Raw genomic sequence first — 25,823 nt, 5'->3', positions numbered from 1 at the left:
ACGTGCCCTCCGCAGCGAAGCCGGGACCCGAGCTGGTGTGCCATGTGGTCCTGGAGCACAACGACTTCGTCATGCAGAACCACCGGGTGCACGGCGTGTCCGTCATGCCGGGCGTGACGTTCCTGGACATCGTCTTCCGCGTCCTGCGCGAACGCGGCTTCGACACGGCGCGCGCGGAACTGCGCAACGTGCTGTTCCACGAGCCGGTCGTGACCGCCCCGGGCCGCGACTGCGACATCCGCCTGACGGTGTCGGAGCCCACCGACGGCAGCCGCTGGATCACCGCCGAGAGCCGCCGCCGCGAGGCCGGTGTGCCCGTCGGCGCCCACCGGGAGAACTTCCGCGCGGAGCTGGTCCTGCACGACCTGCCCGAGCCCGAGCCGCTGGACGTCGGCCGGCTGCGCGCCACCGCGCGCCGGGTGAGCGACCTGGACGAGATGTACGCGCGGGCCCGCGCCGAGGAGATCGTGCACGGCTCCGCCATGCGCTGTTTCGGCCGCCTCTTCCACGGTGACGGCGAACTCCTCGCCGAACTGGGCCTGGACGAGGCGTCGGCCGCCCTCGACGAGCGGTTCCACCTGCACCCGGCGAAGATGGACTGCACCACCATCGCCGCGTTCACCCAGCTGCCGCCGCCGGACCAGGACCCGTTCATACCGGTGTACATCGAGTCCTTCCGCGCCCCGCGTCCGCTGACCGGCACCACCTACGCCCACATGCCGCGCCCCGAGACGTACGCCCCGTCCGGGGACGTGATGTACAACGACTGCGCGCTGTACGACGGCGACGGCCGCTTCCTGGCCGGCTTCACCAAGCTGACCTGCAAGCGCATCCGCAACCCCGAGCTGATCACCCGGCTGCTCGACGACCCGGACCGGGCGCACCCGGCCGCGCCCGGCCCGGTGCCGCCCGCCGTGGCGGTGCCCGCCCCCGCCGACGCCGGCGCCCCGGTTCTCGCCGACGTTCCCGCAAACGTTCCGGCGGACAGCGGGCCGGAGGGCGTGCGCACGCATCTGCGCGGCCTGGTCGGTTCGATCCTCGGCAAGGCGCCGCACGAGATCCGTACCGACGCCGGCTTCTACGACCTCGGCCTCGACTCCGGGCACATGCTGTCCATCAGCCGCAGCCTGGAGGAGTACGTCTGCGCGCCGCTGTACCCGACGCTGCTGTTCGAGTTCTCCGACATCGACTCCCTGGCCGCGCACCTGTACGCCGAGTACGGCGCGCAGCTGCGCACCCCCGCCGCGCAGGCACCGGCGGAGCCGGCCGGGGAGCAGATCGGGGAGCAGGCCGCCGCGCGCGTCGAGGCGGCCGCCGACGACACGGCCGCCCCCGCCGCCCTGTCCCTGGGCTGTCACCGGCCCGTGTGGTCGCCGCTGCCCGCCTCCGCCGGAGACGACGGGCCGCGGACGGTGGTCCTGGTCGGCTCGGACCCGGCGACCGCGGCGGCCCTGCGCGAGGCCGCGGCACCGGCCCGGGTGGTGCGCGCGGAGCGGGCCTCGGCGTTCGAGCGGCTGGCCGCCGACCACTACCGGCTCGACCCGGCCGACCCCGACCAGCTCGACCTGCTGAACGCGGCGCTGGCCGAGGAGGGCACCACCCCCACCGCGTACGTCCGCTGCGCCCGCGTCCGCGGCGCGGGCGACGAACGGGGCGCGCTGCCGGACGCCTACCGGGAGAGCTGGGCGCTGGCCGTGGCCGTCACCCGGACCCGGCCGACCCGGCCGGTCGCCGTCCTCTTCGTGCACCCGCGCGACCCGCAGGCGCCCCGTCCGCAGGAGGACGCGCTGGGCGCGCTCGCCCGCACCGTCAGCGCGGAGGCACCGCTGCTGCGCTGCCGCGCCGTCGGGTACGACGCGGCCTCGACGGTGCGTGAACTGGCCGCCGTCCTCGCCGCCGAGAGCGCGGACCTGTCCACGGAGAGCGAGGTGCGCCACAGCGGCGGCACCCGTCTGGTGGTGCGGCACGAGCCGCTGCCGGTGCCCGCGGGCGCCCCGGTACTCCGCGAGAACGGCGTGTACCTCGTCACCGGCGGGGGTGGCGGCCTGGCCGCGCTGCTCGTCGACCGCCTGGTGGCGGCAGGCCCGGTGCGGCTGGTGCTGACCGGCCGCAGCGCTCCGGGACCCGAGCTGACGGGCCGCATCGACGCCTGGCGGCGGCGCGGCGCCGAGGTCACCTTCGTGCGCGGCGACGTGGCCCACCCCGACGACGTGTCGGCCGCGGTGGCCCGTGCCCGCGAGACGTACGGCCGTCTCGACGGGGTCTTCCACTGCGCCGGGACCGTCGACGACGGCCTGTTCTTCCGCAAGGACCCGCAGCGCTCGGCCGCCGTGCTGGCCGCGAAGGTGGCGGGCACGCTCCACCTGGACGAGGCCACCGCCGACGACGACCTGGCGTTCTTCGCGCTGTTCTCGTCCGTGTCGGCGTCCGTGGCCAACCCCGGCCAGGCCGACTACGCCTACGGCAACGCGTTCATGGAGCACTTCGCCGAGCAGCGCGCCGCCCGCCCCGACCGGCGCGGCGTCAGTGTCGCCGTCGGCTGGCCGCTGTGGGCCGAGGGCGGGATGCGGGTCACGGACGAGGTGCTGCGCCGTTCCGCTGCGGACACCGGGCTGCACCCGCTGCCCGCCGGACCGGGCCTGGACACGCTGTTCGGGCTGCTGTCCGGGACGTCACCGCGGGCCGTCGTCACCTACGGCGACCAGGAGCGCGTCGCCGCCCTGCTGCCCGCGCCGCGGACGGCCACCGGCGTCACGGCGTCCGCCGCCGCCCCCGGCGAGGGCCCGGTGGGCGACGACATCGCGATCATCGGTGTCGCCGGACGCTACCCGCAGGCGAAGGACCTGGACGCCTTCTGGCGCAACCTCGCCGAGGGCCGCGACTGCGTCACCGAGGTCCCCTCCGACCGCTGGGACCACGCCGCCCTCTTCGACCCCGAGCGCGGCAAGGAAGGCCGCACGTACGGGCGTTGGGGCGGCTTCCTGGACGGCGTCGACCGGTTCGACGCGGCCGCCTTCGGGATCTCGCGGCGCGAGGCCGAGCTGATGGACCCGCAGGAGCGGCTGTTCCTCACCGTGGGCCGGCAGGCCGTCGAGAACGCCGGTTACCGGCCCGAGGAGCTGGCCCGCACCCGGGTGGGGGTCTTCGCCGGGGTCATGTGGAACCACTACCAGTTGTGTACCGACGGCAGTGCGGACCCGGTCGCGCCGACCGCCCTGCACTGCTCGGTGGCCAACCGGCTGTCGTACTGCCTGAACCTGTCCGGGCCCAGCATGGCCGTGGACACCGCCTGCTCGTCGTCGCTGACGGCGCTGCACCTGGCCGTGGAGAGCATCCGGCGCGGCGAGTGCGCGCTCGCCGTCGCCGGCGGCGTGAACGTGGCGGCGCACCCGCAGAAGTACCTTCAGCTCGCCCAGGGCCGGTTCCTGTCGACGGACGGCCGCTGCCGCGCGTTCGGCGCGGACGGCGACGGCTATGTGCCGGGTGAGGGCGTGGGCGCGGTCCTGCTCAAGCCGCTCGCGGCGGCGCTCGCCGACGGCGACCACGTCCACGCGGTGATCAAGGGCTCGTTCCTCAACCACTCGGGCCGTACCAGCGGTTTCACCGTGCCGAGCCCCGCCGCCCAGGCCGCGCTGATCGCCGAGGCGCTCGAGCGCTCCGGGATCACCGCGGACAGCGTCGGCTACATCGAGGCGCACGGTACCGGCACCGCGCTCGGCGACCCGATCGAGATCGAGGGGCTGCGGCAGGCGTTCGCCCCCGCGCACCTGGCTCCGGGAAGCTGCGCCGTCGGTTCCGTGAAGTCGGGGATCGGGCACCTGGAGAGCGCGGCCGGGATCGCCGCCGTCACCAAGGTGCTGCTGCAGATGCGGCATCGCGAGCTGGTGCCGTCGCTGCACAGCGAACGCCCCAACCCGCACATCGACTTCGCCTCCTCCCCCTTCTTCGTGCAGCGCACCCGGTCGCCGTGGGCCCCGCCGCAGGGCGGCACGACGCTGCGGGCCGGGGTGAGCGCGTTCGGCGCGGGCGGCTCCAACGCCCATGTCGTTCTGGAGAGCGCGCCTGCCGCGCCGCCGGCCACGCCGGGTGCGGGGCCGCAGCTGTTCGTGTTCTCCGCCCGCACCGAGCCCCTGCTGCGTGAGGTGGTACGGCGTCAGCTGCGGCACCTGGAGGAGCTCGGCCGTGCCCGGGGCTCGGTCTCCGAGGCGACGGCGCTGCTCGCCGGTGAGGTGGCCGCCGTGCTGGAGGTGCCCGCCGATGCGCTGGACGTGCACGAGAGCCTGGCCGATCTCGGAGTGGACCGGCTGGCTCTGGCCGAGCTGGAGCGCCGTCTGACGGGGCGCCTGCCCGCCGGGGTGCCGCTGTCCGGGCAGGCGTCCGTCGCCGAGCTGGCCGAGGCGGTGGCGGCCGCGGCGCGGCCCGACGCGGTACCGCTCGTGGACATCGCACACACCCTGCGCGTGGGGCGCGACCAGCAGGCCGTCCGCCTCGCCGTCGTCTCCGGCGAACCGGAGGACCTGCGAAGCAAGCTGGCCGCCTTCCTCGAGGGCGAGGAGGACGGCGAAGGCGTCTTCACCGGCCGCGCCGGTGACGGCGAGCCGGTGCGGCTGGAGGGGGCGGCGGAACTGTTCCGTCTCGGCCGGCTGCCGGAAATCGCCCGTGCCTGGGCGCAGGGCGCCGAGGTGACGTGGGACGAGTGCCGCGCCGAGGGGATACGGCCGCGCCGGGTGCCGCTGCCGGCGCATCCGCTCGAGGAGCGGTCGTACTGGATCGGTGGCTGGCGCGCGGCCCAGGAGGGCGGCGAGGAGGAGCGCGCCGCGATGCCTGCGCCGTCGGCGGAGGCGGCAGCGGAAGCGGAAGCGGCGGCGGCCCGCACCACGGCCGTCACGCCGGCGGTCGCGCAGGCCGTCACTGAGGACGCCGTCCGGGACGCCGCGTCCCGGGACCGGCTGCCCCTGGCCGTCTCGCCCGTGGGCGGCGGGCGGCCCGAACTGGATCGGGGAGAGGCGCTGCGGGCCGTGGAGGACGCGGTGCGGGCGCGGCTGTACCTGGAGCGGGACGAGATCGACCACCGGCTGTCGTTCCACGAGATGGGCCTGGACTCCGTGGGCGCCGTGGAGATCGTCGAGCACGTCGGTGCGCGCTTCGCCGTGCAGATCGACCCCGTGGCGCTGTTCGACCACCCCACGGTGGCCCGGCTCGCGGACCACGTCGTGGACCTGTGGCGGCACAGCCCGGCACTGACGGCGGGCGACGACGCGCCGGACACACGGACCGGCGCGGACACGGCCGGCACGGACCTGTCCGCCACGGACCCGGCCGGCACGACCACCGCCGGCACGGACGGGGCCGGCACGGACGGGACCGGCACGGACGGGACCGGGCCCGAGGGCGGGGCCGGCTCGGCCGGGGCGCCGGTGTCCGCCGTCGCCCCGGCGCCGGCCGAGGGCAAGGACGCGTCCGCGTCGGAGGTCTGCGGTGACATCGCCGTCATCGGCATGGCGGGCCGCTTCCCCGGCGCCGAGGACCTGGACACCTTCTGGGAGAACATCGCGGCCGGACGGGACAGCTTCACCGAGGTGCCCCCGGGGCGCTTCGACGTCGGCGCGGTCTTCGACGCCGACCGCCTGGTGCCGGGCCGGACGTACAGCAAGTGGGCGGCCATGCTGCCCGAGGTGGACCGGTTCGACGCGGCGTTCTTCAACCACTCGCCGCTCGAGGCCGAGGTGATGGACCCCCAGCAGCGGCTGTTCCTGGAACAGGCCTGGTCCGCCCTGGAGCACGCCGGGTACGCGGTGGGCTCGGACGAGCGCACCTCCTGCGGCGTGTTCGTCGGCTGCGCTCCCGGCGACTACGCGACGCTGCTCGGCCGGGCGGGCCTGGCCGACACCGGGCACGCCTTCCTCGGCACCACCAGTTCCCTGCTGCCCGCCCGCATCGGCTACTTCCTGAACCTGGACGGCCCGACCATGGCCGTCGACACGGCCTGTTCGTCCTCGCTGGTGGCGGTGCACCTGGCGGTCGAGGCCATCCGGCGCGGCGAATGCGCGATGGCGCTCGCGGGCGGTGTGGCCCTCATGGTGACGGAGCAACTGCACGTACGGGCCAGCAAGGTCGGGATGCTCTCGCCGCGCGGGAAGTGCCTCCCGTTCGACGCCTCGGCGGACGGCACCGTGCTCGGCGAGGGCGTGGGCGCCGTGGTGCTCAAGCGCCTGGACCAGGCCCTGGCCGACGGCGACCACATCCACGGCGTCATCAAGGCGACCGGAGTGAACGGCGACGGCCGCACCAACGGCATCACCGCGCCCAGCGCCGCCTCGCAGGCGGCACTGATCGCGGACGTGCACCGCAGGGCCGGGGTGCGGGCCGACGACATCGGCTACGTCGAGGCCCACGGCACCGGCACGGCGCTCGGCGACCCGATCGAGGTACGGGCGCTGACCGAGGTGTTCCGCCGCGCCACCGACCGGGTCGGCTACTGCGGCATCGGCACCGTGAAGGCCAACATCGGCCACACCACGATGGCCGCGGGCATCGCGGGACTGATCAAGACGCTGCTCGCGCTGCGCCACCGGGAGCTGCCGCCCGCCCCGGCCTTCGACACCCCCAACCCGCGCACCGAACTCGACACCAGCCCCTTCTTCGTGGTGCGCGAGCGCCGGCCGTGGGAGCCCGGCGCGGGCGGGGAGCGGATCGCGACGGTCAGCAGCTTCGGCTTCAGCGGCACCAACGCCCACGCCGTGGTGGCCGAGGCGCCCGAGCCCGCGGCACGGCCCCTGGAGCCCGCCCGTGAGCGGCTGTTCGCCGTGTCCGCGCGCGACGACGCGGCCCTCGACCGCGCCCTGCGGCGGCTCGCCGACGCCGATCTGGACGGTGCGGACGCGGCCGACCTGGCCTTCACCCTCGGCGTGGGCCGGACCCATCTGCCGGTGCGTGCGGCCGTGGTCGCCCGGGACGTGCCCGAACTGCGCCGCAAACTGCGCCAGCTCGCGTCGGGAACGCCCGCTCCGGGCTGCTTCCGTACCGGACGGGGAACGTCGGCCGGTGAGCTGGACGAGCGGACGCGCGCGGAACTGGCCGGCCGGGCCGGGTCGGCGGCGGCCTCCGAGCGCGTCGGCGCCCTGGAGCGGCTCGCGGCCGCCTACACCGAGGGCCAGGACATCGACTGGCAGGCTCTGCCGTACGGGGCCCGCCCGCGCCGGGTGCCGCTGCCGACGTATCCCTTCGCCGGGGACCGGCACTGGGTCACGCTCCCGGAGACCGACGCGTCCGACGGACCCGCGCAGCGGCCGGCGTCCGCCCGGCAGGCGGCTGAGCGGCCCGTGCCGGCCCCGGGTGACGGCGGTGCGCACCCGCTGCTCGGCACCTCCTCCGGAACGCCGGGTGACCCGGACGGCGTCCGCTTCCGGGTGACCGTGCCGGCCACGCACTGGGTGCTGGACGAACACCGCATCGGGGAGCGGCCCGTGCTGCCGGGTGCCGCCGGGCTGGACCTGGCGGTGTCCGCCGCGCGGCGGTCGGGTCTGGGCGGCACCGTGCGCCTGCACGGCGTGCAGTGGCTGCGGCTGATCGACGCCGAGGCCGCCGGGGATTTGCGGCTCACCCTCACCGGTGACGGCGACGGGTACCGTTTCGCGCTCTGCGCGGGCGCCGACGGGCCGGTCTGCTCCCGTGGTTCGCTCACGGCGGCATCCGACGGCGCCACGCGAGGGGCGGCTCCCGAGACGCTCGACGTCGCGGCCGTGGCCGCCCGTTGCACCCGCGAGGTCCCCGCCACCCGGTTCTACGACGACTTCCGCAGCGGCGGGATCGCCTACGGCCCGTCCTTCAGGGTCCTGCAGAAGATCGCCTTCAACGACGACGAGGTGCTCGGCACCCTGCGCGCACCTGCGGACGCCGGCGCGTTCGCCCTGCACCCGGCGCTGCTCGACGGGGCCCAGCAGACCATCGCCGCGCTGGAGGCGGGCAACGACGCCACCCTGGTGCCCTTCTCCGTCGAGACCGTGGAGGTCTTCGACACCGCCGCCGTCCCCGCCTTCGCCCATGTGGTGCGCACGGGAGGCCACCGCTACACGGTGCGTCTGGCCGACCGGTCAGGACGGGTGTGCGTGCGGTACGAGGGTCTGGCCCTGCGCGCGCAGCACACGCCGGCCGACGCCATGATGTACCGGCCGGTGTGGCGCCCCGCCCTCCGGCCGGACGCCGCCGGGACGCCCGCGGGCGGCCGGACGGTGGTCGTGCACACCGCCGACTCCACGGCCCTGGCGGCCGCACTGGCGGCCCGTACGGGCGCCGGCACGGTGGCGTTGCCGGAGGCCGGGGCCGGCGCGGCCGAGACCCACGCCTTCCTCGAACAGCCGCTGGACACCGTCTACTTCCTGGCCCGCACCGGGGACGCGGAGGGGCCCGCCGAGGCCGACGGCACCGCGCTGGAGCTGTTCCGCCTGGTCAAGGGGCTGCTCGCGGCGGGCCGGGGCCGGGACCGGATCACCTTGCGCATCGTCCTGGCGGGCGCCGTCCCGGCGGGTGCCGAGGAGCCGGTCCGGCCGCACGCCGCCGGAGTGCTCGGCCTGGCCCGGGCGATCGAGTCGGAGTGCCCGCGCTGGAGCGTGGCCTGTGTGGACGTCGGCGTGACGGACGCCACCACCGACGCGGCGCGCACCGCCGAGCGGATCGTCGCCGAGCCCGGTACCGAACCCCTGGTGCTGCTGCGCGGCGGGGAACGCCTGGAGCGCGTCTTCGAGCCGCTGCGGCTGCCCGCGCCCGAGGGCATGGAGCCCTTCCGCGAGGGCGGTGTGTACGTGATCGCCGGCGGGGCCGGAGGCATCGGCTTCGCCCTGAGCCGCCTGCTCGCGCGGATCGCCCGGGCCCGACTGGTGTGGATCGGCCGCAGCCCCGAGGGACCGGAGCACCGGGCCAAGGCGCAGGAGATCGCCGCGCTGGGCGGCGAGGCGCTGTACGTGCGGGCGGACGTCGCCGACGAGGCGGCGCTGCGCCGGGGGCTCGAGACCGTGCACGCCCGGTTCGGGCGGGTCGACGGCGCCGTGCACGCGGCGCTCGATCTGCGGGACCGCACCATCGCCCTGATGGACGAGGAGGACTTCGTCGCCGGGCTCGCGCCCAAGGTGGCCGGAGTCACCGCCTTCGCCCGGGTCTTCGGCGCCGAACCGCTGGACTTCCTGCTGGTCTTCTCCTCCGCGGTGTCCTTCGTGGAGGCCGGCGGCCAGGCCAACTACGCGGCCGCGAGCACCTTCGAGGACGCCTACGTCCAGTGGCTCGACCGGCGGCACGACTATCCGGTGTCGGTGGTGAACTGGGGCTTCTGGGGCAGTGTCGGCGCCGTCGCCAACGACCGGATGCGGGCTGCCTTCGCCCGCCTGGGCGTGGGCTCCGTGGAGCCCGCCGAGGGCATGGCGGTACTGCGGCGCGTCATCGGAGGCCGGGTGCCGCAGACCCTGGCGATGAAGGCGGACCCCGCGGCTCTGCCCGCGATGGGCATCCGGGTCGCCGGGCAGGACGCCGCGGTGACCGCGCCCGTGACCCCGCCCGTGGCGCCGGCCGCGCGGTCCGCCGCGCAGGGCGCGGACGACGCGGGTGTCACGGCCGCGGCACCGGCGCCGACACCGGCGGCCGGCGCGGGCACTCTGCCGGAACGGGCCGTGCGCGACTACGTCGCCGGCGTGTACGCGGAGGTCCTGAAGTACGAGACGGCGTCGCTCGACCCGGAGGCGACGTTCGAGACGTTCGGCGTGGACTCGCTGGTGTCCCTCAACATCGTCGACCGTTTCGAGCAGGACCTGGGCGATCTGCCGCAGACCCTGCTGTTCGAGCACATGACGATCGGCCAGGTCGCCGCCTACCTCCAGCAGGAGCACGGCGAGCGGCTCGCCCGGGTGCTCTCCGCCAGCGGGGGACGCGAGGAGGACACGGCGACGGCGGTCGCGGCGCCCGGCACGGCGTCGGCCTCCGATGACGCCCCGTCCGGGGACGACAGTGAGGTGTTCGCCCGGGCCCGGGAGGCGTTCGCGCAGGTCGAGGCGTTCAGCCGGGATCTGCTGTGCCGCACCTTCCCCCGACTGGACGGCGTACCGCGACCGGGCGAGAGCGTCACGGCCGACGACCTCGCCGCCCGGCTCGGCGTGGTCGACCGTCACCGCCGCCTGTTCGACGCGGCGCTCAGCGTGCTGCGCTCCTGCGGCGCGGTGACGGGTGACGCGCACACGGTCACGTTCACCGGGGCGCCTGCGGTGGAGCCGGTGGACGGCGCCCGGGTCGCCGCCCGCTACCCGGAGATGAGCGGCCACGTCACGCTGCTGGAGCGCACCCTCGGGGCGCTCGGAGACGTGCTGGCGGGCCGCCGCAACCCGATGGACGTGCTGTTCCCGAAGGGCTCGGTGGCCCTGGTGGAGCCCATCTACAAGGGGCAGCCCATCGCCGACCACTACAACCGGCTCCTGGCCGGCGAAGTGGCCGACGCGGCCCGCCGGGTGCGCGCGGAAGCGGGCCGGCCGGTGCGGGTCCTGGAGATCGGTGCGGGCACGGGAGCCAGCTCCCGTACCGTGCTGCCCTCGCTGGCCGCCTCGGACGCCGAGGCCCACTACTGCTACACCGACATCTCCCCCGCGTTCCTGCGCCACGGCGAGCGGGAGTTCGGCCCCTCCTTCCCGCAGCTCGCCTTCCAGACCCTGGACATCTCCAAGGACCCGGTGGAGCAGGGCTTCGAGCCCGGCACCTACGACGTGGTGCTCGGCACCCACGTGCTGCACGCGACGCCGGACATCGAGCGGACCCTGCGCAACATCCGCACGCTGCTGCGGCCCGGCGGTGTGGTGCTCGTCAACGAGATCACACGCTTCTCGGAGTTCCTCACCCTCACCTTCGGCCTGACGACCGGCTGGTGGATGTACGAGGACGCGGAGCGGCGCCTGCCGCACTCGCCGCTGCTCGCCCCGGTGCAGTGGCGTCAGGTGGCCGAGGCGGCCGGACTGCGCCCGGTGCGCACCCGCGGCCTGCCCGGCACGCCCGCCGACGAGCTGGAGCAGTCCCTGGTCGTGGCGGAGCGGCCGGTGGAGGACGGGGTGGCCCCAGGGCCGCGGCAGGCCGGTGACGAGGTGACGCCGGCGTCCGTGCGGTCGTATGTGACCGGGGTGTTCGCCGAGGTGCTCAAGTACCGGGCCGAGGACCTGAACCCGGCCGCCACCTTCGAGACCTTCGGCGTCGACTCGCTCGTCAGCCTCAACATCGTCGACCGCCTCGAGCGTGACCTGGGCGATCTGCCGCAGACCCTGCTCTTCGAGCACACGTGCATCGACAGCCTGGCGGAGTACCTGATCGCCGAGCACGGTGCGCGGCTCGCGACCGTGGCGGGCGCAGCACCGCAGACGGCGAACGCGCCGCGGGCGGGCCAGGCGGCCCCGTCCGGGGCCACCGCCTCGGTGGCGGCCGAGGCGGCCCCGGCTGCGTCGGGCGGGCCGTCCGGGACGGCCGGGGCCACGACCCCGGTGGCGGCCGAGGCTTCGCCGGACGCAGTACCGGCCCAGGCTTCACCGGGCGCACCGGAGCGGGATTCGTCGGCCGCAGCGGACCGGGACTCGTCGGCCGCACCGGAGCGGACTTCGTCGGTCGCAGCGGCCGAGGCGGCCCAGGTTGCGTCCGGCGGGCCGGCTGACTCGGGCCAGTTCTCGTCCGGGGAGCCGGCCGGGGCGGGCAGCGGTACGGCGCCGCCCGTGGACGGGGCCGCCGCGGCGGTGGCGGCCGGGGCCGCGCCGCAGCCGGCGGTCAGGGCCGCGGCCGTGGAGGACCCGGCCGGGCCGCTGGACATCGCCGTCATCGGTGTCGTGGGCCGCTACCCCGGCTCCCCCGACCTGGAGGCCTTCTGGCGCAACCTCTCCGAGGGCCGCAGCTGCATCAGTGAGATCCCCGCCGAACGCTGGGACTGGCGACGCAACTTCGACGCGGACAAGAGCCGCAAGCACCGCAGTTACAGCCGCTGGGGCGGTTTCATCGACGGCATCGAGATGTTCGACGCCCCGCTCTTCGGCATCCTGCCGCGTGACGCGGCCGACATCGACCCGCAGGAGCGGCTGTTCCTGGAGACCTGCTGGGAGCTGCTGGAGACGGCCGGCTACCTCGGCACGTACACGCACGAGGCGCAGACCGGCGTCTTCGCCGGGCTGATGTACGGCGAGTACGGCCTCCTCGCCGCCGCCACCGACTGGCCCGAGGGTCGTTACGCCACCGGCCACTCCGCGTACTGGTCGCTGGCCAACCGGGTCTCCTACACCTTCGACCTGCAAGGCCCGAGCCTCGCCGTCGACTCCGCCTGTTCCTCCGCGCTCAGCGCCATCCAGCTGGCGTGCGAGAGCCTGCGGCGCGGTGAGTGCCGGATGGCGATCGCGGGCGGGACGAACCTGATCCTGCACCCCGCCCACTTCGCGGCCCTGTGCGCGCGCAACATGCTGTCGGCCGCGGACGCCTGCCGGGTCTTCGACGAGGGCGCCGACGGGTTCGTGCCCGGGGAGGGCGCGGGCGCCGTCCTGCTCAAGCCGCTCGCCCAGGCCGAGGCCGACGGCGACACCGTGTGGGGCGTGATCAAGGGCGCCTTCAGCAACGCGGGCGGCAAGGTCAGCGGTTACACCGTGCCCAACCCCAACGCCCAGGCCCGGCTGGTGCGGCAGACGCTGCGCCGCTCGGGAGTGCACCCGCGGACGGTGTCCTACGTGGAGACCCACGGCACCGGCACCGCGCTCGGCGACCCCATCGAACTGGGCGGTCTGACCAAGGCGTTCCGTGCCGAGGGGGCCACCGACGACGGCTACTGCGCCGTCGGTTCGGTGAAGTCGAACATCGGCCATCTGGAGGGCGCGGCCGGGATCGCCGCCATCACCAAGGTGCTGTTGCAGCTCAAGCACCGCACCCTGGCGCCCACCATCCACCTGGACAAGCCCAACCCGAAGATCGACTTCGCGGGCTCGCCGTTCCGGCCGCAGCGTGCCGCCGCGCCCTGGGAGCGTCCGGTGGCGCTTGTGGACGGTGTGGAGCGCGCCTGGCCGCGGCGGGCCGGAATCAGCTCGTTCGGAGCGGGAGGAGCGAACGTACACATGGTGCTCGAGGAATACACCGGGGCGGAGCCGGGGGACCCCGACCCGCGCCGGGCCGCCGCGGAGCCGGAGCTGTTCCTGCTCTCGGCGCTCGATCGCGAGACGCTGGGCCGCTACGCCGGGCGCGTCGCCGATTTCGTCGCCTCCCCCGCGGGCTCGCGGGTCCTGCTCGCCGACCTGGCGCACACCAGCCGGGTGGGCCGGCGGGAACTGCCCGAACGGCTGGCGGTGACGGCATCGACCCATGCCGAACTCGCCGAGCGGCTGCGCCGGTTCGCCGCATCCGGTGAGCCGGGTGAGGGTGTGGTGACGGCCACGGCCCGCAAGGACGGCTCCGGAAGCGGTCTCGGCGCCGAGGCGCTGGCCGCCGCCCTGGCGGAGCGCAGCTGGGCACAGCCGGCGGAGCACTGGACGCTCGGCGGCCGCGTCGACTGGCGTGCGGCCGACACCGCGGGTCCCGTGCGCAAGGTCGCCTTCCCGACGTACCCCTTCCACCGCAGCCGCCACTGGATCACCTCCGACCCCCACCATTTGGCGCCCTCGGGCCCGGTGGCCGGGGACGCGGCGGCCCGTGCGCTGCCTGCCGAGGACGCCGAGGCCGGTGTCGCGGACTTCACCGGCGCGCGGCCGGCCGACGCCGGACACCAGGGCCAGGGCCAGGGGGAGGGCGCAGGGGCCGCTTCCGCAACAGCTTCCGAGCCCGCAGCCGAAGCCGCCTCCACGGCCGGCACCGACGTCGCCCTCCAGCCCTTCTCCCCGGCCGGCACCGGCTCGGCGCGCTCCGTCTCGCGGTCCGCTGCCGCCGGGGCCGTCGCACCCCTCCCGGCCGTCCCGGCTGTTGCGCCCGTCGCGGCCGTCGCGGCCGAGCCGGGGGGTGCGGAGTACGTCGCCGCCGTCGTCGACGACGAGCCTGCCGTGGCGGCCGATGTCACGGTCGAACGCCGGACCGGCCACCCGGCGATCGCGCTCGCCGCGCACCACAGGATCTCCGGTGCCCGCTGGGTGCCCGGAGTGGCCCTGCTGGAGCTGGCGCGGGAGTCCTGTCCGGCCGCACAGGGCGACGCGGGCCCGGCCTTCCCCTTCCGGCTCGGCTCCGTACGCTGGCCGGCCCCCGTCAACCTGGACGCGGGCATCGAACAGGTGACGCTCGGGTACACCGCGAGCGCCACCGGCACCGCGTTCCGGATCACCGCGGGAGGCCCGACCGGCACCACCGTGGCCCGGGGCACCCTCGTCGAGGGCCCCTGTGCCGAGGACACCGGCCTCGACCTGGCCGCGCTGCGGGAGCGCCTGACGGACCGTCCCGACCCCTGCGCCTTCTACGACGCGTTCGCGGGCGCGGGCCTGGAGTACGGCCGTCCGCTGCGCACCGTCGCGGACCTGTGGACGGGCGCCGGGGAGAGCCTGGCCCGGCTGAGTCTGAGCCGGCTGATGCGCCGCAACGGCCCCGCGTACGCCCTCCACCCGGCGCTGCTGGACGGCGCTCTGCAGGCCGTCTCCAGCCTGTGCGCGGCGGAGGAGTCGTATCTGCCCGTCGGCATCCACGAGATCCGCGCCCACGGGGCGCTGCCCGCGGACTGCTGGGCCCACATCCGCGAGGTCACGGCCGCGGACGCGCCGGACGGGCGGCGCCGGTTCGACATCCGGCTCGCCGACGGTGCCGGGCGGGTCCTGCAAGCCGTCGACGGCCTGGAGATCGCCCCGCGCCGCGGCGGTGACGCCCCCGCGACCGTGACCCGCTACCTGGCCCCCGTGTGGAGCACCGCGCCACTGCCGGAGCAGGGCCCGCTGCCCTCCACCGTGCTGCTGTGCGCGGCGGACACCGCGGAACGCGAGGCGCTCGCCGGGCGGCTGACGGCCGCCGGCAGCACGGTGGTGTGCGCGACCGACGGACCTGCCTTCGCCCGCGACGACACCGGCCCCCGTCCCGTGTACACCGTGCCCGGCGGCGACCCGGCCGAACACGCACGGCTGATGGAGGACCTCGCCGGGCGCGGGCTGCTGCCGGACGCCGTCGTCCACCTCGCCGACGCGCCCGGTCTGCCCCTCGGGGACGACACCCCCGTGCTGCCGTTCGTCCTGTGGTCCGCCGTGGCGGTCCTCGGGCGGCCCGGACGCCCGGCGCTGCGGGTGGTCTTCGCCCACCGCGCGGGGGCGCGGGGAGCGGAGCCGGTGCACACCGCCGTCGGCGCCACGCTGCGCACCCTGGCCCTGGAGCACAGCACGTTCGGCGGTGTGCGGGTGCAGCTCGCGGCCGACGGCACCGCGGCGGACGCGGTCCTCGCGGAGCTGCGCGCCGTACGGCCGGGTGCCGCCGAGGTCGCCTACGACGACGCCGGCGTCCGCACGGAGAAGAACCTGGAGCCGTTCGAGCCGCCGGCCGCCGGGCTGTGCGACTTCGCGCCCCGCGCGGGCGGCACGTACCTGATCACCGGCGGAGCCGGCGCGCTCGGCCTGCACTTCGCCACGTATCTCGCCGAGCGGTCCACGGAGGGCAGCACGATCGTGCTGGTCAGCCGTTCCCGGCCGGGCGAGGAGGCCGCCCGCCGCATCGAGGAGCTCGACGGTGACGGAGTGCGGGTGGTGCACCGGTGCGCCGACCTCACCGATGCCCGGTCCCTGGCGGATCTGGTGGCGTCCGTCGGCGCGGAGTTCGGACCGCTGCGCGGCGTACTGCACTCCGCGGGCGTCACCCGGGACGCCCGTGCCGTGAAGAAGACGGCGCGGGAGGTGCAGGAGGTGCTCGCGCCGAAGGTGCGGGGCACCGTGCACCTGGACGAGGCGACGGCGGACCAGCCGCTGGACTTCTTCGTCGTGTTCTCCTCGATGTCCGGTGAGTCGGGCAACCCGGGCCAGGCCGACTACGCCTACGCCAACGCGTTCCTCAACGCCTTCGCCGCCCGCCGCGACCGTCTGCGCGCGGCCGGGCTGCGCTCGGGGCGCAGCCTGTCCATCGGCTGGCCGCTGTGGGCCGACGGCGGCATGACCGTGGACGACGCCACCCGGGAGCTGTTCGCCCGCGCCTTCGACATGGTGCCGCTGAGCACCCGGGCGGGTCTCGAGGCGTTCGTCCGGGCGCTGGCCGCCGACGTGCCCGCGCTGTGCGTCGTGGAGTCACCGGTACGGCGGCGAGCGGCGGCGGCCCCGGCCGGCCCGGTCCAGGACACCGCACCGAGCGGGGAACAGGCCGCCCTGGACGGGGCGGTGCTGCGGGAGCTGGTGGAGCGGGAGAGCCGTGAGCTGGCCTCCGGGTTCCTCTTGGTGGACCCCTCCGAGGTCGATGTCACGGCCGAGCTGCTCGAGTTGGGCTTCGACTCGATCACGCTCACCGAGCTGGTGAACAAGGTCAACGAGCGCTTCGGCCTCGACCTGCTGCCCACCGTGCTCTTCGAGTGCCCGGACCTGGTCTCCTTCGCCGGGTACCTGACCGAGCACCACGCGGGCGAACTGGCCCGGCACTACGCGCCCCGGCAGGACTCCGTCCCCGCCGCCGCGGACAGCGACGCCCCGGAGGCGGCGGAGGGCGCGGCCGCGGCGGCCCCCGGAACCGAGGCGCAGGCACCGGATCCGGTGACCGACGCGCAGACACCGGACCCGGTGACCGACGCGCAGGCGCCGGCTCCCGTGACCGAGCCCCGTGCCGTGGGCCCCGTGCCCGCGATGCACGCGGCGGACACCGGGGCCGTACCCGCCGTATCCGCTGTACCCGAAGATGTGACCGGTGGCGAGGTGACCGGCGCGGCCGTGACGCGGACCGTGCCGGTGGCGGCCGGTACGGCCGAGGGGGCCGGACGGATGGAGATCGCCGTCGTCGGCATCGCCGGGACGTTCCCCGGCTCGCAGGACGCCGACGCCTTCTGGGAGCACCTGGCGGCGGGCGACGACCTGATACGACCGGTGCCCGAGGACCGCACCGCGATCCGGGCCAATCCGGCCACCCGGGACCTGCGCGGCGGTTTCCTCGACTCCGTCGACACCTTCGACGCCCGGCTGTTCGGCATTGCCCCCAACGAGGCCGCCCTGATGGACCCGCAGCAGCGGCTGTTCCTGCAGACGTCGTGGCGGGTCTTCGAGGACGCCGGCTACCGCCCGGCCGACCTCGCGGGCACGTCGTGCGGCCTGTTCGTCGGTGTCGCCACCCATGACTACGACGAGTTGCTCAAGCAGAGCGGCGTACCGGTGCAGGCGCACACCGCCACCGGGATCGCCCACTCCGTCCTGGCCAACCGGGTGTCCTACCTGCTGGACCTGCACGGCCCCAGCGAGGCCGTCGACACCGCCTGCTCCAGCTCGCTGGTCGCCATCCACCGGGCCGTGCGCGCCCTGCGGGACGGCGAGTGCGACATGGCCGTCGCCGGTGGCGTCAACGTCATCCTCACCCCGGGACTGCTCGAGTCGTTCCGCCAGTCGGGCATGCTGAGCCCGGACGGCCGCTGCAAGACCTTCGACGCCGGCGCGGACGGGTATGTGCGCGGCGAGGGCGTCGGCGCGGTGCTGCTGAAGCCGCTGGCCCGGGCCGAGGCGGACGGGGACCACATCTACGCGGTGGTACGGGGCAGCGCCGTCAACCACGGTGGCCGCAGCAACTCGCTCACCGCGCCCAACCCCGAGTCCCAGGCCCGGGTGGTGGCGGCGGCCGTGCGTGACGCCGGCATCGCACCGGACACCATCACCTGTGTCGAGGCGCACGGCACCGGCACCCGGCTCGGCGACCCGGTCGAGATCGAGGGTCTGAAGAAGGCGTTCACCGCTCTGCACAAGGAGCGTGGCGAGCCCGTGCCGGACACCGGCCGGATCGCCATCGGCGCGGTGAAGACGAACATCGGGCACCTCGAGACGGCCGCCGGCATCGCCGGTGTGATCAAGGTGGTGCAGGCGATGCGTCACCGTGTGCTGCCGGCGAGCCTGCACCTGCGGCAGCTCAACCCGTATCTGCGGCTGGACGGCACGCCCTTCCGTGTCAACGACCGCAGCCGGCCGTGGGAGCCCGCGCTCACCTCGGACGGCCGGCCGGTGCTGCGGGCAGGGATCAGCTCCTTCGGCTTCGGCGGTTCCAACGCACACGTGGTGCTGGAGGCGTACCCGGCGCGGACCGCGCCCGCGGTGCAGGAGTTCACGGCGCACACCGTGCCGCTGTCAGCGGGTGATCCGGACGATCTGCGCGCCTACGCGGGCCGTCTGGCCGAGCACCTGGCGCGTACGCCGGAGGCCGACCTCGCGCGGGTGGCGTACACGCTGCAGACGGGGCGTACGGCGCACCGGCACCGCTTCGCGGTCGAGGTCCGCGACCGCGAGGAACTGATCCGGGCGCTCGAGCGGTACGCCGCCGGGGCGGTGCCCGAGGGCGCGGAGACCGGAACCGCCCGGCGCGACGCCCCGGCCCTGCGCGGTGACGAGGATCCCGCGCTGCTGCGCAAGGCCTGGTGCGAGGGAGCCGAGGTTCCCTGGCACCACCGGTGGCCGTCGGTCCCGGGCCGCGTCCCGCTGCCCACGGCCCCCTTCGCCCGTACCCGCCACTGGTTCCGCGCCCCGGACGTCCGCGAGGAGACCACCACCGCCGCGACCGCCGGGCCCACCGCGACCACCGGACCTGCGTCCGCCGTGAACGCCGGGTCCCCCGCGACCCCCGGGACCGCCAGGCCCACCGGCACCCCCGTGACCGCCGTGTCCACCGCGACCACCGCCCCCACCGCGCCCGCCCGGCCGGCTGCCGCGCCGGACACCGCCCGCCCTGCGGCGACCGCCGCGACGGCCCCAGCCGTCCCGACCGCCCCGACCGTCCCGGCCGCCGATGCCGGCGCCCGCGTCGTGCGGGACCGGTCGTCCGCCGGGGCCGGACCGGCCGTACGCGGCGCAACCCCGCGCGGCGCGACCGGCGCCGCGGCCGAGGCGGGCGTCGGCGCGTCGGCCGCGACCTTGCGCCCGGCCTCGGCCGTGCGCCCACCGGCCGCTCCGGCCGCTCCCGCGACCCCCGCGGCCGGCCGGCCGGGCCGTTCCGCTTCCCCTTCCGGCTCCGACAAGGAGGCCTTCATGACAGCCCGCAGCGAGCCGCGTCCCACCCGTGGCGGACCGAGGATCCGGCTGATGGCGCCGGTCAGCGTCCGGCCGGGCACGGCCGCCGGGACCATCGCGGCGTCCGTTCCCCCGCCGCCCGCTCCGGTGCGGGCGACGCCCCCTTCGGCACCGGCGGCCTCGCCTGCCCCGGTCCCGGCCGACGAAGCGGCCCCGCCGGCCGGCGCGTCCGACGCCGCCGTCATCGCTCTGCTGCGCGGTGAGCTGTCCCAGATCCTGGGGATGCCGCCCGAGGACATCGAGGACGACGCCCCCTTCGGCGAGCTGGGGCTCGACTCCATCTACCGCATGGATCTCGTCCGCACCCTGAACGAGACGTTCGGTCTGGAGCTGAAGGCCGCCGAACTCTACAACTACGACACGGTCAGCAAGCTCACCGAGTTCGTCTCCCCCCTGGTGGGCGCCCCCGCTCCGGACGCCCCGGAGCCCGCGGCCGACGAGCCCGACCCCGCCGGGACGGCGCAGGAATCCCCCGGGCGGCTGGAGGACGTCCTCGTCGCTCTCGTCGAGGGGGAGCTCGGCCGCACCGTCGACCCCGCGCTGACCTTCACCGACAACGGCTTCAGCTCCTTCGACATGCTGCGGGTGATCGCGGCGCTGGAGCGCGGCTTCGGCGCGCTGCGCAAGACCCTGCTCTTCGACCACCCCACGGTCGGCGCGCTCGCCGCCCATCTCGCCGAGACGCACGGCCCGCAGGCGGCCCGCCGTCTGACCGCCGCGCCGCAGGAGCGTCCCGGCCGGCGGCCCGTGACCGTGCGGGAGCCGTCGTCGGACGGCGCACTGGTCGTGGAGAAGACGGCGCTCCCGCAGCAGCCGGAGATCGCCGCGACGGTGGCGGACCTTGAGGCCGCCCACGGCCGCGAAGGGGGTCTGCCGGGCCGCGACATCGCCCCGCTGATCTTCCTGGGCGCCGCGCGCACCTCGTACTTCAACTTCTCGGTCCGTGACGACGCGATGCTCACCTGGAGCTACGTCGGCCCGAGCGACGACATGCCCGCCCTGGCCGCGGAGTTCGTCCGCTACGGCCAGGAGCACGGTCTGGCCCCGAACATCGTCTCGCTGATCCGCCTGGAGGAGGTGGACGGGGTCCGGTTCACGGCGACGCCCTTCGGGGCGCTGCAACGCCTGGAGGGCATCGCGGACTTCAGCCTGGAGGGCGGCCCGATGCAGCGGCTGCGCTACATGGTCCGCAAGTTCGAGAAGGCGGGCGCGTGCCGGACCACGGAGTACACCGTCGGCTCCGACCACCGGACCGACCAGGAGATCACCACCCTGATCGACCGGTGGGCCGCGGCCAAGGAGATGGTGAACCCGTATGTGTCCACGGTCCGGGACGAGATATCGCGCGGCATTCTCGCCGAGCGTCACCGGATGTTCCTGACCTATCTGGACGAGCGGATGGTCAGCGCGGTCATCGTCACCAAGATCCCCTCCGAGGAGGGGTACCTGCTCGACCTCGAGTTCTATCCGGAGGACGCCCCGCTGGGGAGCCTCGACTACACCGTGGTGAAGATCATCGAGCAGACGGCGGCGGAGGGGTGCACCGTCTTCAGTTTCGGCGGCAGCTTCGGTGCCAAGGTCTGCGAGTCGCCCAACGCCGCGCCGGAGGCCGAGGCGGCGCTCACCGATCTGCGCTCGCGCGGCATCTTCACGGGTGACGGCAATCTGCGGTTCAAGAACAAGTTCCGTACGACGAACCTGCCGCTGTATCTGTGCCAGCCCGCGGACGCGGAGCGTACCGACGTCTCGCGTCTGATCCTGATGATCGCCAATCCGGAGGTGGCCGGCGACCGCGCGCCCCGCGACGTCCCGGCGGCACCGGCACAACCGGCCCCGGCCGCGGCCGCCCCGGCACAACCGTCACCGGCCGCGGCCGCCCAGGCGGCACCGTCACCGGCCCCGGCTCCGCTGCCTTCTTCCGCCGCCCCGGCCCCCCAGCCGGCCCTTGGCGCCCCGGCATCCCGGCCGCCCCTGACGACCACGGCCACCCCGGCGTCCCCGACCGCCCCGGCATCCCCGGCGTCCCCGGCCGCCCCGCCCGTCGGGGCCGGCGCCCGGGATCGTGAGCGGCAGCTGTCCGCGAACGGCTGGAACCCGCTCCACCTGCCCTCCGCAGCGGTCGAGTTCGACCTGATCACCGACTCCTGGGCAGAGCTGGACCACCCGTTCGTGCGAGCCCGGACGGCCGAGCTGCACGCCCGGACCGCCGGCCTGTCCGTGGGCCACACCCTCGAGGACCTGGACCTGCTGCCGTTCTCCTGTGTGCTCGCCACCGGCTCGGGACGGGCCGCCGAGGCCGCGCTGTGCCGGGCCTGGCCCCGCCAGGGCGTCGTGGTGCACAACTCCCTCTTCCCCACCTGGTACTTCAGCCACCTCGACCACGGGTTCACGCCCGTTCAGGCCCGGCGGGCGGCCGGCGCGGACGACGGCGTCTTCCGCGGCGACCTGGACCTGGACCACCTGGACGGCCTGCTCACCGAGCACGCGGGGCAGCTCGCGTTCCTCTGCGTGGAGGTCGCCAACAACGCCCAGGGAGGGGCGGCGCTCAGCCTGGACAACCTCGGCGGCATCCGCCGCGTCGCCGACGCCCACGGCGTGCCGCTCGTGCTGGACGCCACCCGGGTCCTGGACAACGCGGCGCTGATCGCCGCGCACGAGAGCGGCCAGCGGGGACGCGACGCGCTGGACGTGGCGCGCGAGATGCTCTCCCTCGCCGACAGCGTCACCATCAGCCTCTCGAAGAACTTCGGCGTGGACGGCGGTGGCGTCGTCGCCACCGACGACCCGGCCGTCGCCCACCATCTGCGCGAGCGTCTGGCTCTGCGCGGCCCCGAGACCGGCCGCGCCACCCGCGCCCTGGCGGCCACCGCCCTGAGCGACCTGGCCTGGGCGGCGGCGGCGACCGGTGAACGGGTGCGGCAGGTGGCCGCGTTGCGGCAGGCCCTGGCCGCGGCCGGCGCCCCCGTCGTCGACGGCGCGAGCACGCACTGCGTGCTGCTCGACACCGCCCGCGTGTCCGCGCTGCGGGGCCACGAGCACCCGGTGCCCGCGTTCCTGGCCTGGCTGTACCTGCACACCGGCATCCGCGCCGCCGCCCACCTGGACGGTGGTTCCGGCACCTCGGCGCTGGTGCGTCTGGCGCTGCCCGTCGGACTCGGCCGCCAGGAGGCCGACGAGATCACCGCGCGGCTCACCTCGCTGTTCGCCGCACCCGGGGCGATCCCCGAGCTGCTGCGCGCCCCCGGTGACGGGCCCGCCGCCCTGGCGTCGTACCACCCGGTGGACCAGGTGCCCGACGACATCCGGGAGGCGATGGCCGAGGGCCACACCGCCGAGAACGACAACTGGGCCGTGCTGCGCGAGCACCACCCGCAGGTGGAACGGCTGGTGCTGCGGATGCCCCAGGGCGAGGGCGGCGGCGACGTGGAGGTCTTCACCACCGGTGAGGGGCCCGTGCTGCTGATGATGCTGCCGTTCAACATCGGTGCCGGACTGTTCGGGCCGCAGTTCGCGGCGCTCGGTGACCGCTACCGGGTGATCGTGGTGCACCACCCCGGCGTCGGCGCCACCACCGCCTGCGAGGACCTCACCTACGAGGGCATCGCCGACCTGAACCTGCGGGTGCTGCGCCGGCTCGGCGTCGACGGCCCGGTGCATGTGGCGGGCGCGTCCTTCGGCGGCATCACCGCCCAGACGTTCGCGCTGCGCCACCCGCAGTCCACCACCTCGCTGACCCTGATCGGCAGCTCGTACAAGCTCGGCAACCGGGCCGGTGAGGTCAACCGGCTGGCGCTGGTGGCCGGTGAGGACTTCGACCGGGTCCAGGCGCACAGCGGTTCGCAGCGGCTGGACCGTGAACGCGACGGCTACGAGCGGCTGCTGCTGCGCTGCGAGTCCATGGACCCGCAGACCGGCCTGCGCTATCTGGACGTGTTCGCCGCGGCACCCGATCTGCTGGGCAGGCTCGGCGACATCGCGGTCCCGACGCTGATCGTCCAGGGCCGTCACGACACGGTCATCCCGCAGAAGACCGCCCACCTGCTGCACGGAGCCATCCCCGACGCCCGCTACCACGAGGTGGCCGACGCCGGCCACTTCCCGAGCCTGTCGAGCGCCGAGGAGTTCAACACCGTTCTGTCCGCCTTCCTCGAGGAGTTCCCGGCATGACCCTCACCTCGCCCCTCGGCGTCGGACCCGAGATCACCCGGACGGTCACGGTACGGCCCGGCATGTGCGGCCCCGGGTCCCTGTTCGTCGGCCAGCTCGGCGACTGGACCTGGGAGACCGTCAGCGCTCTGTGCGACACGGACGTGTTCTCGGCGCGCGACGCCTCCGGCAACCCCACCTATCTGGCCTTCTACTACTTCCGGGTGCGCGGCGGGCGCTCGCTGCACCCGGGCGCCCTCACCTTCGGCGACCGTCTCACGGTGACCTCGGGCTGCTACGACCACGGCACCGAGTCGGTCCTCACCCTGCACCGGATCGACCGCGCCGGCGCTCCTGACGCCGAACGCCCGCTGGACCTGGGCGAGTTCTACGAGCGGCCGCGTGAGGGGTCGCTGTACGTGGAGAACTTCAACCGCTGGGTGACCCGTTCCGCGCCGGGCAGCAACGAGGGGCTGGTGAAGTCCTCACCGCCGGGCTTCCGCAACGACCGGCTGCCCCGGCTGCCCGCCGCCCACTCGCCGCGCGCGGTGTACAAGGCGGCTCGCGAGAAGCACACGTTCCGCGACCCGGCCGACCCCGCTTTCCGCGCGCTGCCCGACACGGTCGAGGTCGAGCACCCGGTGGACATCATCCGCGACGTCAACGGCGTGGGACTGCTCTACTTCGCCTCGTACTTCTCCATGGTCGACAAGGCCGCCCTGGCGCTGTGGCGCGGGCAGGGCCGCTCCGACCGGTCCTTCCTGCGCCGCACGGTCGTCGACCAGCAGATGTGTTACCTCGGCAACGCCGACCTCGACTCGGTCCTGGTCCTCGGCGCCCGGACCCGCGTCAGCACCACAGCCCCCGGCGAGGAACTCGTCGACGTCGTCATCCGCGACCGCGACAGCGGCCGCGTCATCGCCGTCAGCACCCTGCACGTCCTGCACGACGCGCACGATTCGGAGGAAGCAGCATGACCCAGGCACCGACGGACATCCGGCAGGAGACGGCCCGTCTCGTCCGCGAGGTCGTCACCGAGATCCTGCCCGGAGTGGACCCCGCCCTCATCGGCGGCCACCGGCATCTGAAGGACCTGGGCGCGGACTCGGTGGACCGGGTGGAGATCATCGCCGCGCTGATGGACCGCACCGGAGTGGACGCCCCGATGTCCGCGTTCAGCGACCTGCCCGACATCGACAGCCTCATCGACTTCCTGAGCGGAGCGCAGCGATGAGCGCGGACACGGCGGCCTACGGCATCGAGGCGCTGAACGTGTGGTGCGGTCTGGCCCGGCTGACCGCCGCCGACCTCTTCGCGGGCCGCGGACTCGACATGGACCGGCTCGACAACCTGATGATGTCGGAGCGTTCCATCGGCCTGCCGATCGAGGACCCCGTCACCAACGCCGTGAACGCGGCCCGGCCCCTCGTCGAGGCCCTGCCGCAGGAGGAGCGCGACCGGATCGAACTGGTGGTGACGTCCACGGAGTCGGGGGTCGACTACAGCAAGTCCCTGACGTCGTACGTCCACAAGTACCTGGGCCTGAACCGGCACTGCCGGCTCATCGAGGTCAAGCAGGCCTGCTTCGGCGCGACCGCGGCGGTGCAGACGGCCCTGGGCTATCTCGCCTCCGGGGTCTCGCCCGGGGCGAAGGCGCTGGTCATCGCAACGGACGTGGCGGTCGTCGACGAGAAGGCCGAGTACTCCGAGCCCGCTGCCGGACACGGCGCGGCGGCGATGCTGCTGAGCGACAGGCCCCGGGTGATGACCGTCGACCTCGGCGCGTTCGGCAACTACAGCTACGAGACGCTGGACTCGGCCCGGCCCTCGCCGCGCTTCGACATCGCGGACGTCGACCGCTCGCTGTTCGCCTACCTCGACTGCCTGAAGAACGCGTACGCCGACTACACCTCCCGGGTGTCCGGCGTCGACTTCACGCGTGACTTCGACCATCTCGTCATGCACACCCCGTTCGCGGGCCTGGTGCGGGCCGGGCACCGCAAGATGATGCGCGAACAGGGCGTGGCCGGCGCCCTGATCGACGAGGACTTCGCGCGCCGCGTCGCGCCGTCGCTGATCTATCCGGGCGCGGTGGGCAATCTGTGCTCGGGGTCGGTGTACCTGGCGCTGGCCAGCCTGCTGGACTCGGGCGTGGTCACCTCGCCGCGCCGGGTGGGGCTGTTCTCGTACGGCTCCGGCTGCTCGTCGGAGTTCTTCAGCGGCGTCGTCGACGAGCGGTCGGCCGCGGCCGTCGCCGAGCTCGGCATCGGCAAGCATCTCGAGGCGCGGGTCCGCCTCACCTTCGAGGAGTACCTGTCGGTCCTCGAGCACAACCTGGAGTGTCTGGTGCCGGTGGAGAACCGGACCGTGGACCCGGCCCCCTGGGAGGACCTGCTCGCCCGGGTGGGCGACCGCCCGCAGATCCTCACCTTCACCGGCGTCAAGGACTACCACCGGCAGTACGCGTGGCGCTGACCGGTGTCCCGGCCGCCGACGGCCGGCACG

The 25,823-nt window shown here is 74.8% G+C and carries 4 protein-coding genes; all 4 read left to right on the top strand.

What is annotated here, in order from left to right; all coding sequences use genetic code 11:
• The first annotated feature begins 2 nt into the window (after positions 1-2).
• From AB0E88_RS00840 to AB0E88_RS00825, 4 genes are read left to right on the top strand one after another with little or no spacing between them, the layout of a single operon-like run.
• A complete protein-coding gene (locus AB0E88_RS00840; protein WP_361621536.1) occupies positions 3-23,339 on the top strand; it encodes an SDR family NAD(P)-dependent oxidoreductase in 23,337 nt (7,778 codons plus the stop codon).
• Positions 23,336-24,295, top strand: a complete 960-nt coding sequence (locus AB0E88_RS00835) for an LnmK family bifunctional acyltransferase/decarboxylase (RefSeq protein ID WP_361621533.1) — start codon at positions 23,336-23,338, stop codon at positions 24,293-24,295. The genes AB0E88_RS00840 and AB0E88_RS00835 overlap by 4 nt, the downstream gene beginning before the upstream one ends.
• Positions 24,292-24,552: an acyl carrier protein gene (locus AB0E88_RS00830; RefSeq protein ID WP_361621530.1), complete on the top strand. Its 261-nt coding sequence runs from the start codon at positions 24,292-24,294 to the stop codon at positions 24,550-24,552. Before AB0E88_RS00835 ends, AB0E88_RS00830 begins: the two co-directional genes overlap by 4 nt.
• Positions 24,549-25,793: a hydroxymethylglutaryl-CoA synthase gene (locus tag AB0E88_RS00825; RefSeq protein WP_361621527.1), complete on the top strand. Its 1,245-nt coding sequence runs from the start codon at positions 24,549-24,551 to the stop codon at positions 25,791-25,793. The genes AB0E88_RS00830 and AB0E88_RS00825 overlap by 4 nt, the downstream gene beginning before the upstream one ends.
• Positions 25,794-25,823 lie beyond the last annotated feature (30 nt).

The sequence above is a fragment of the Streptomyces sp. NPDC028635 genome (assembly GCF_040637635.1).
GTDB lineage: Bacteria > Actinomycetota > Actinomycetes > Streptomycetales > Streptomycetaceae > Streptomyces.
The sequence above is the reverse complement of the archived record's forward strand: the minus strand, read 5'-3'. Positions and strand labels throughout refer to the sequence as shown.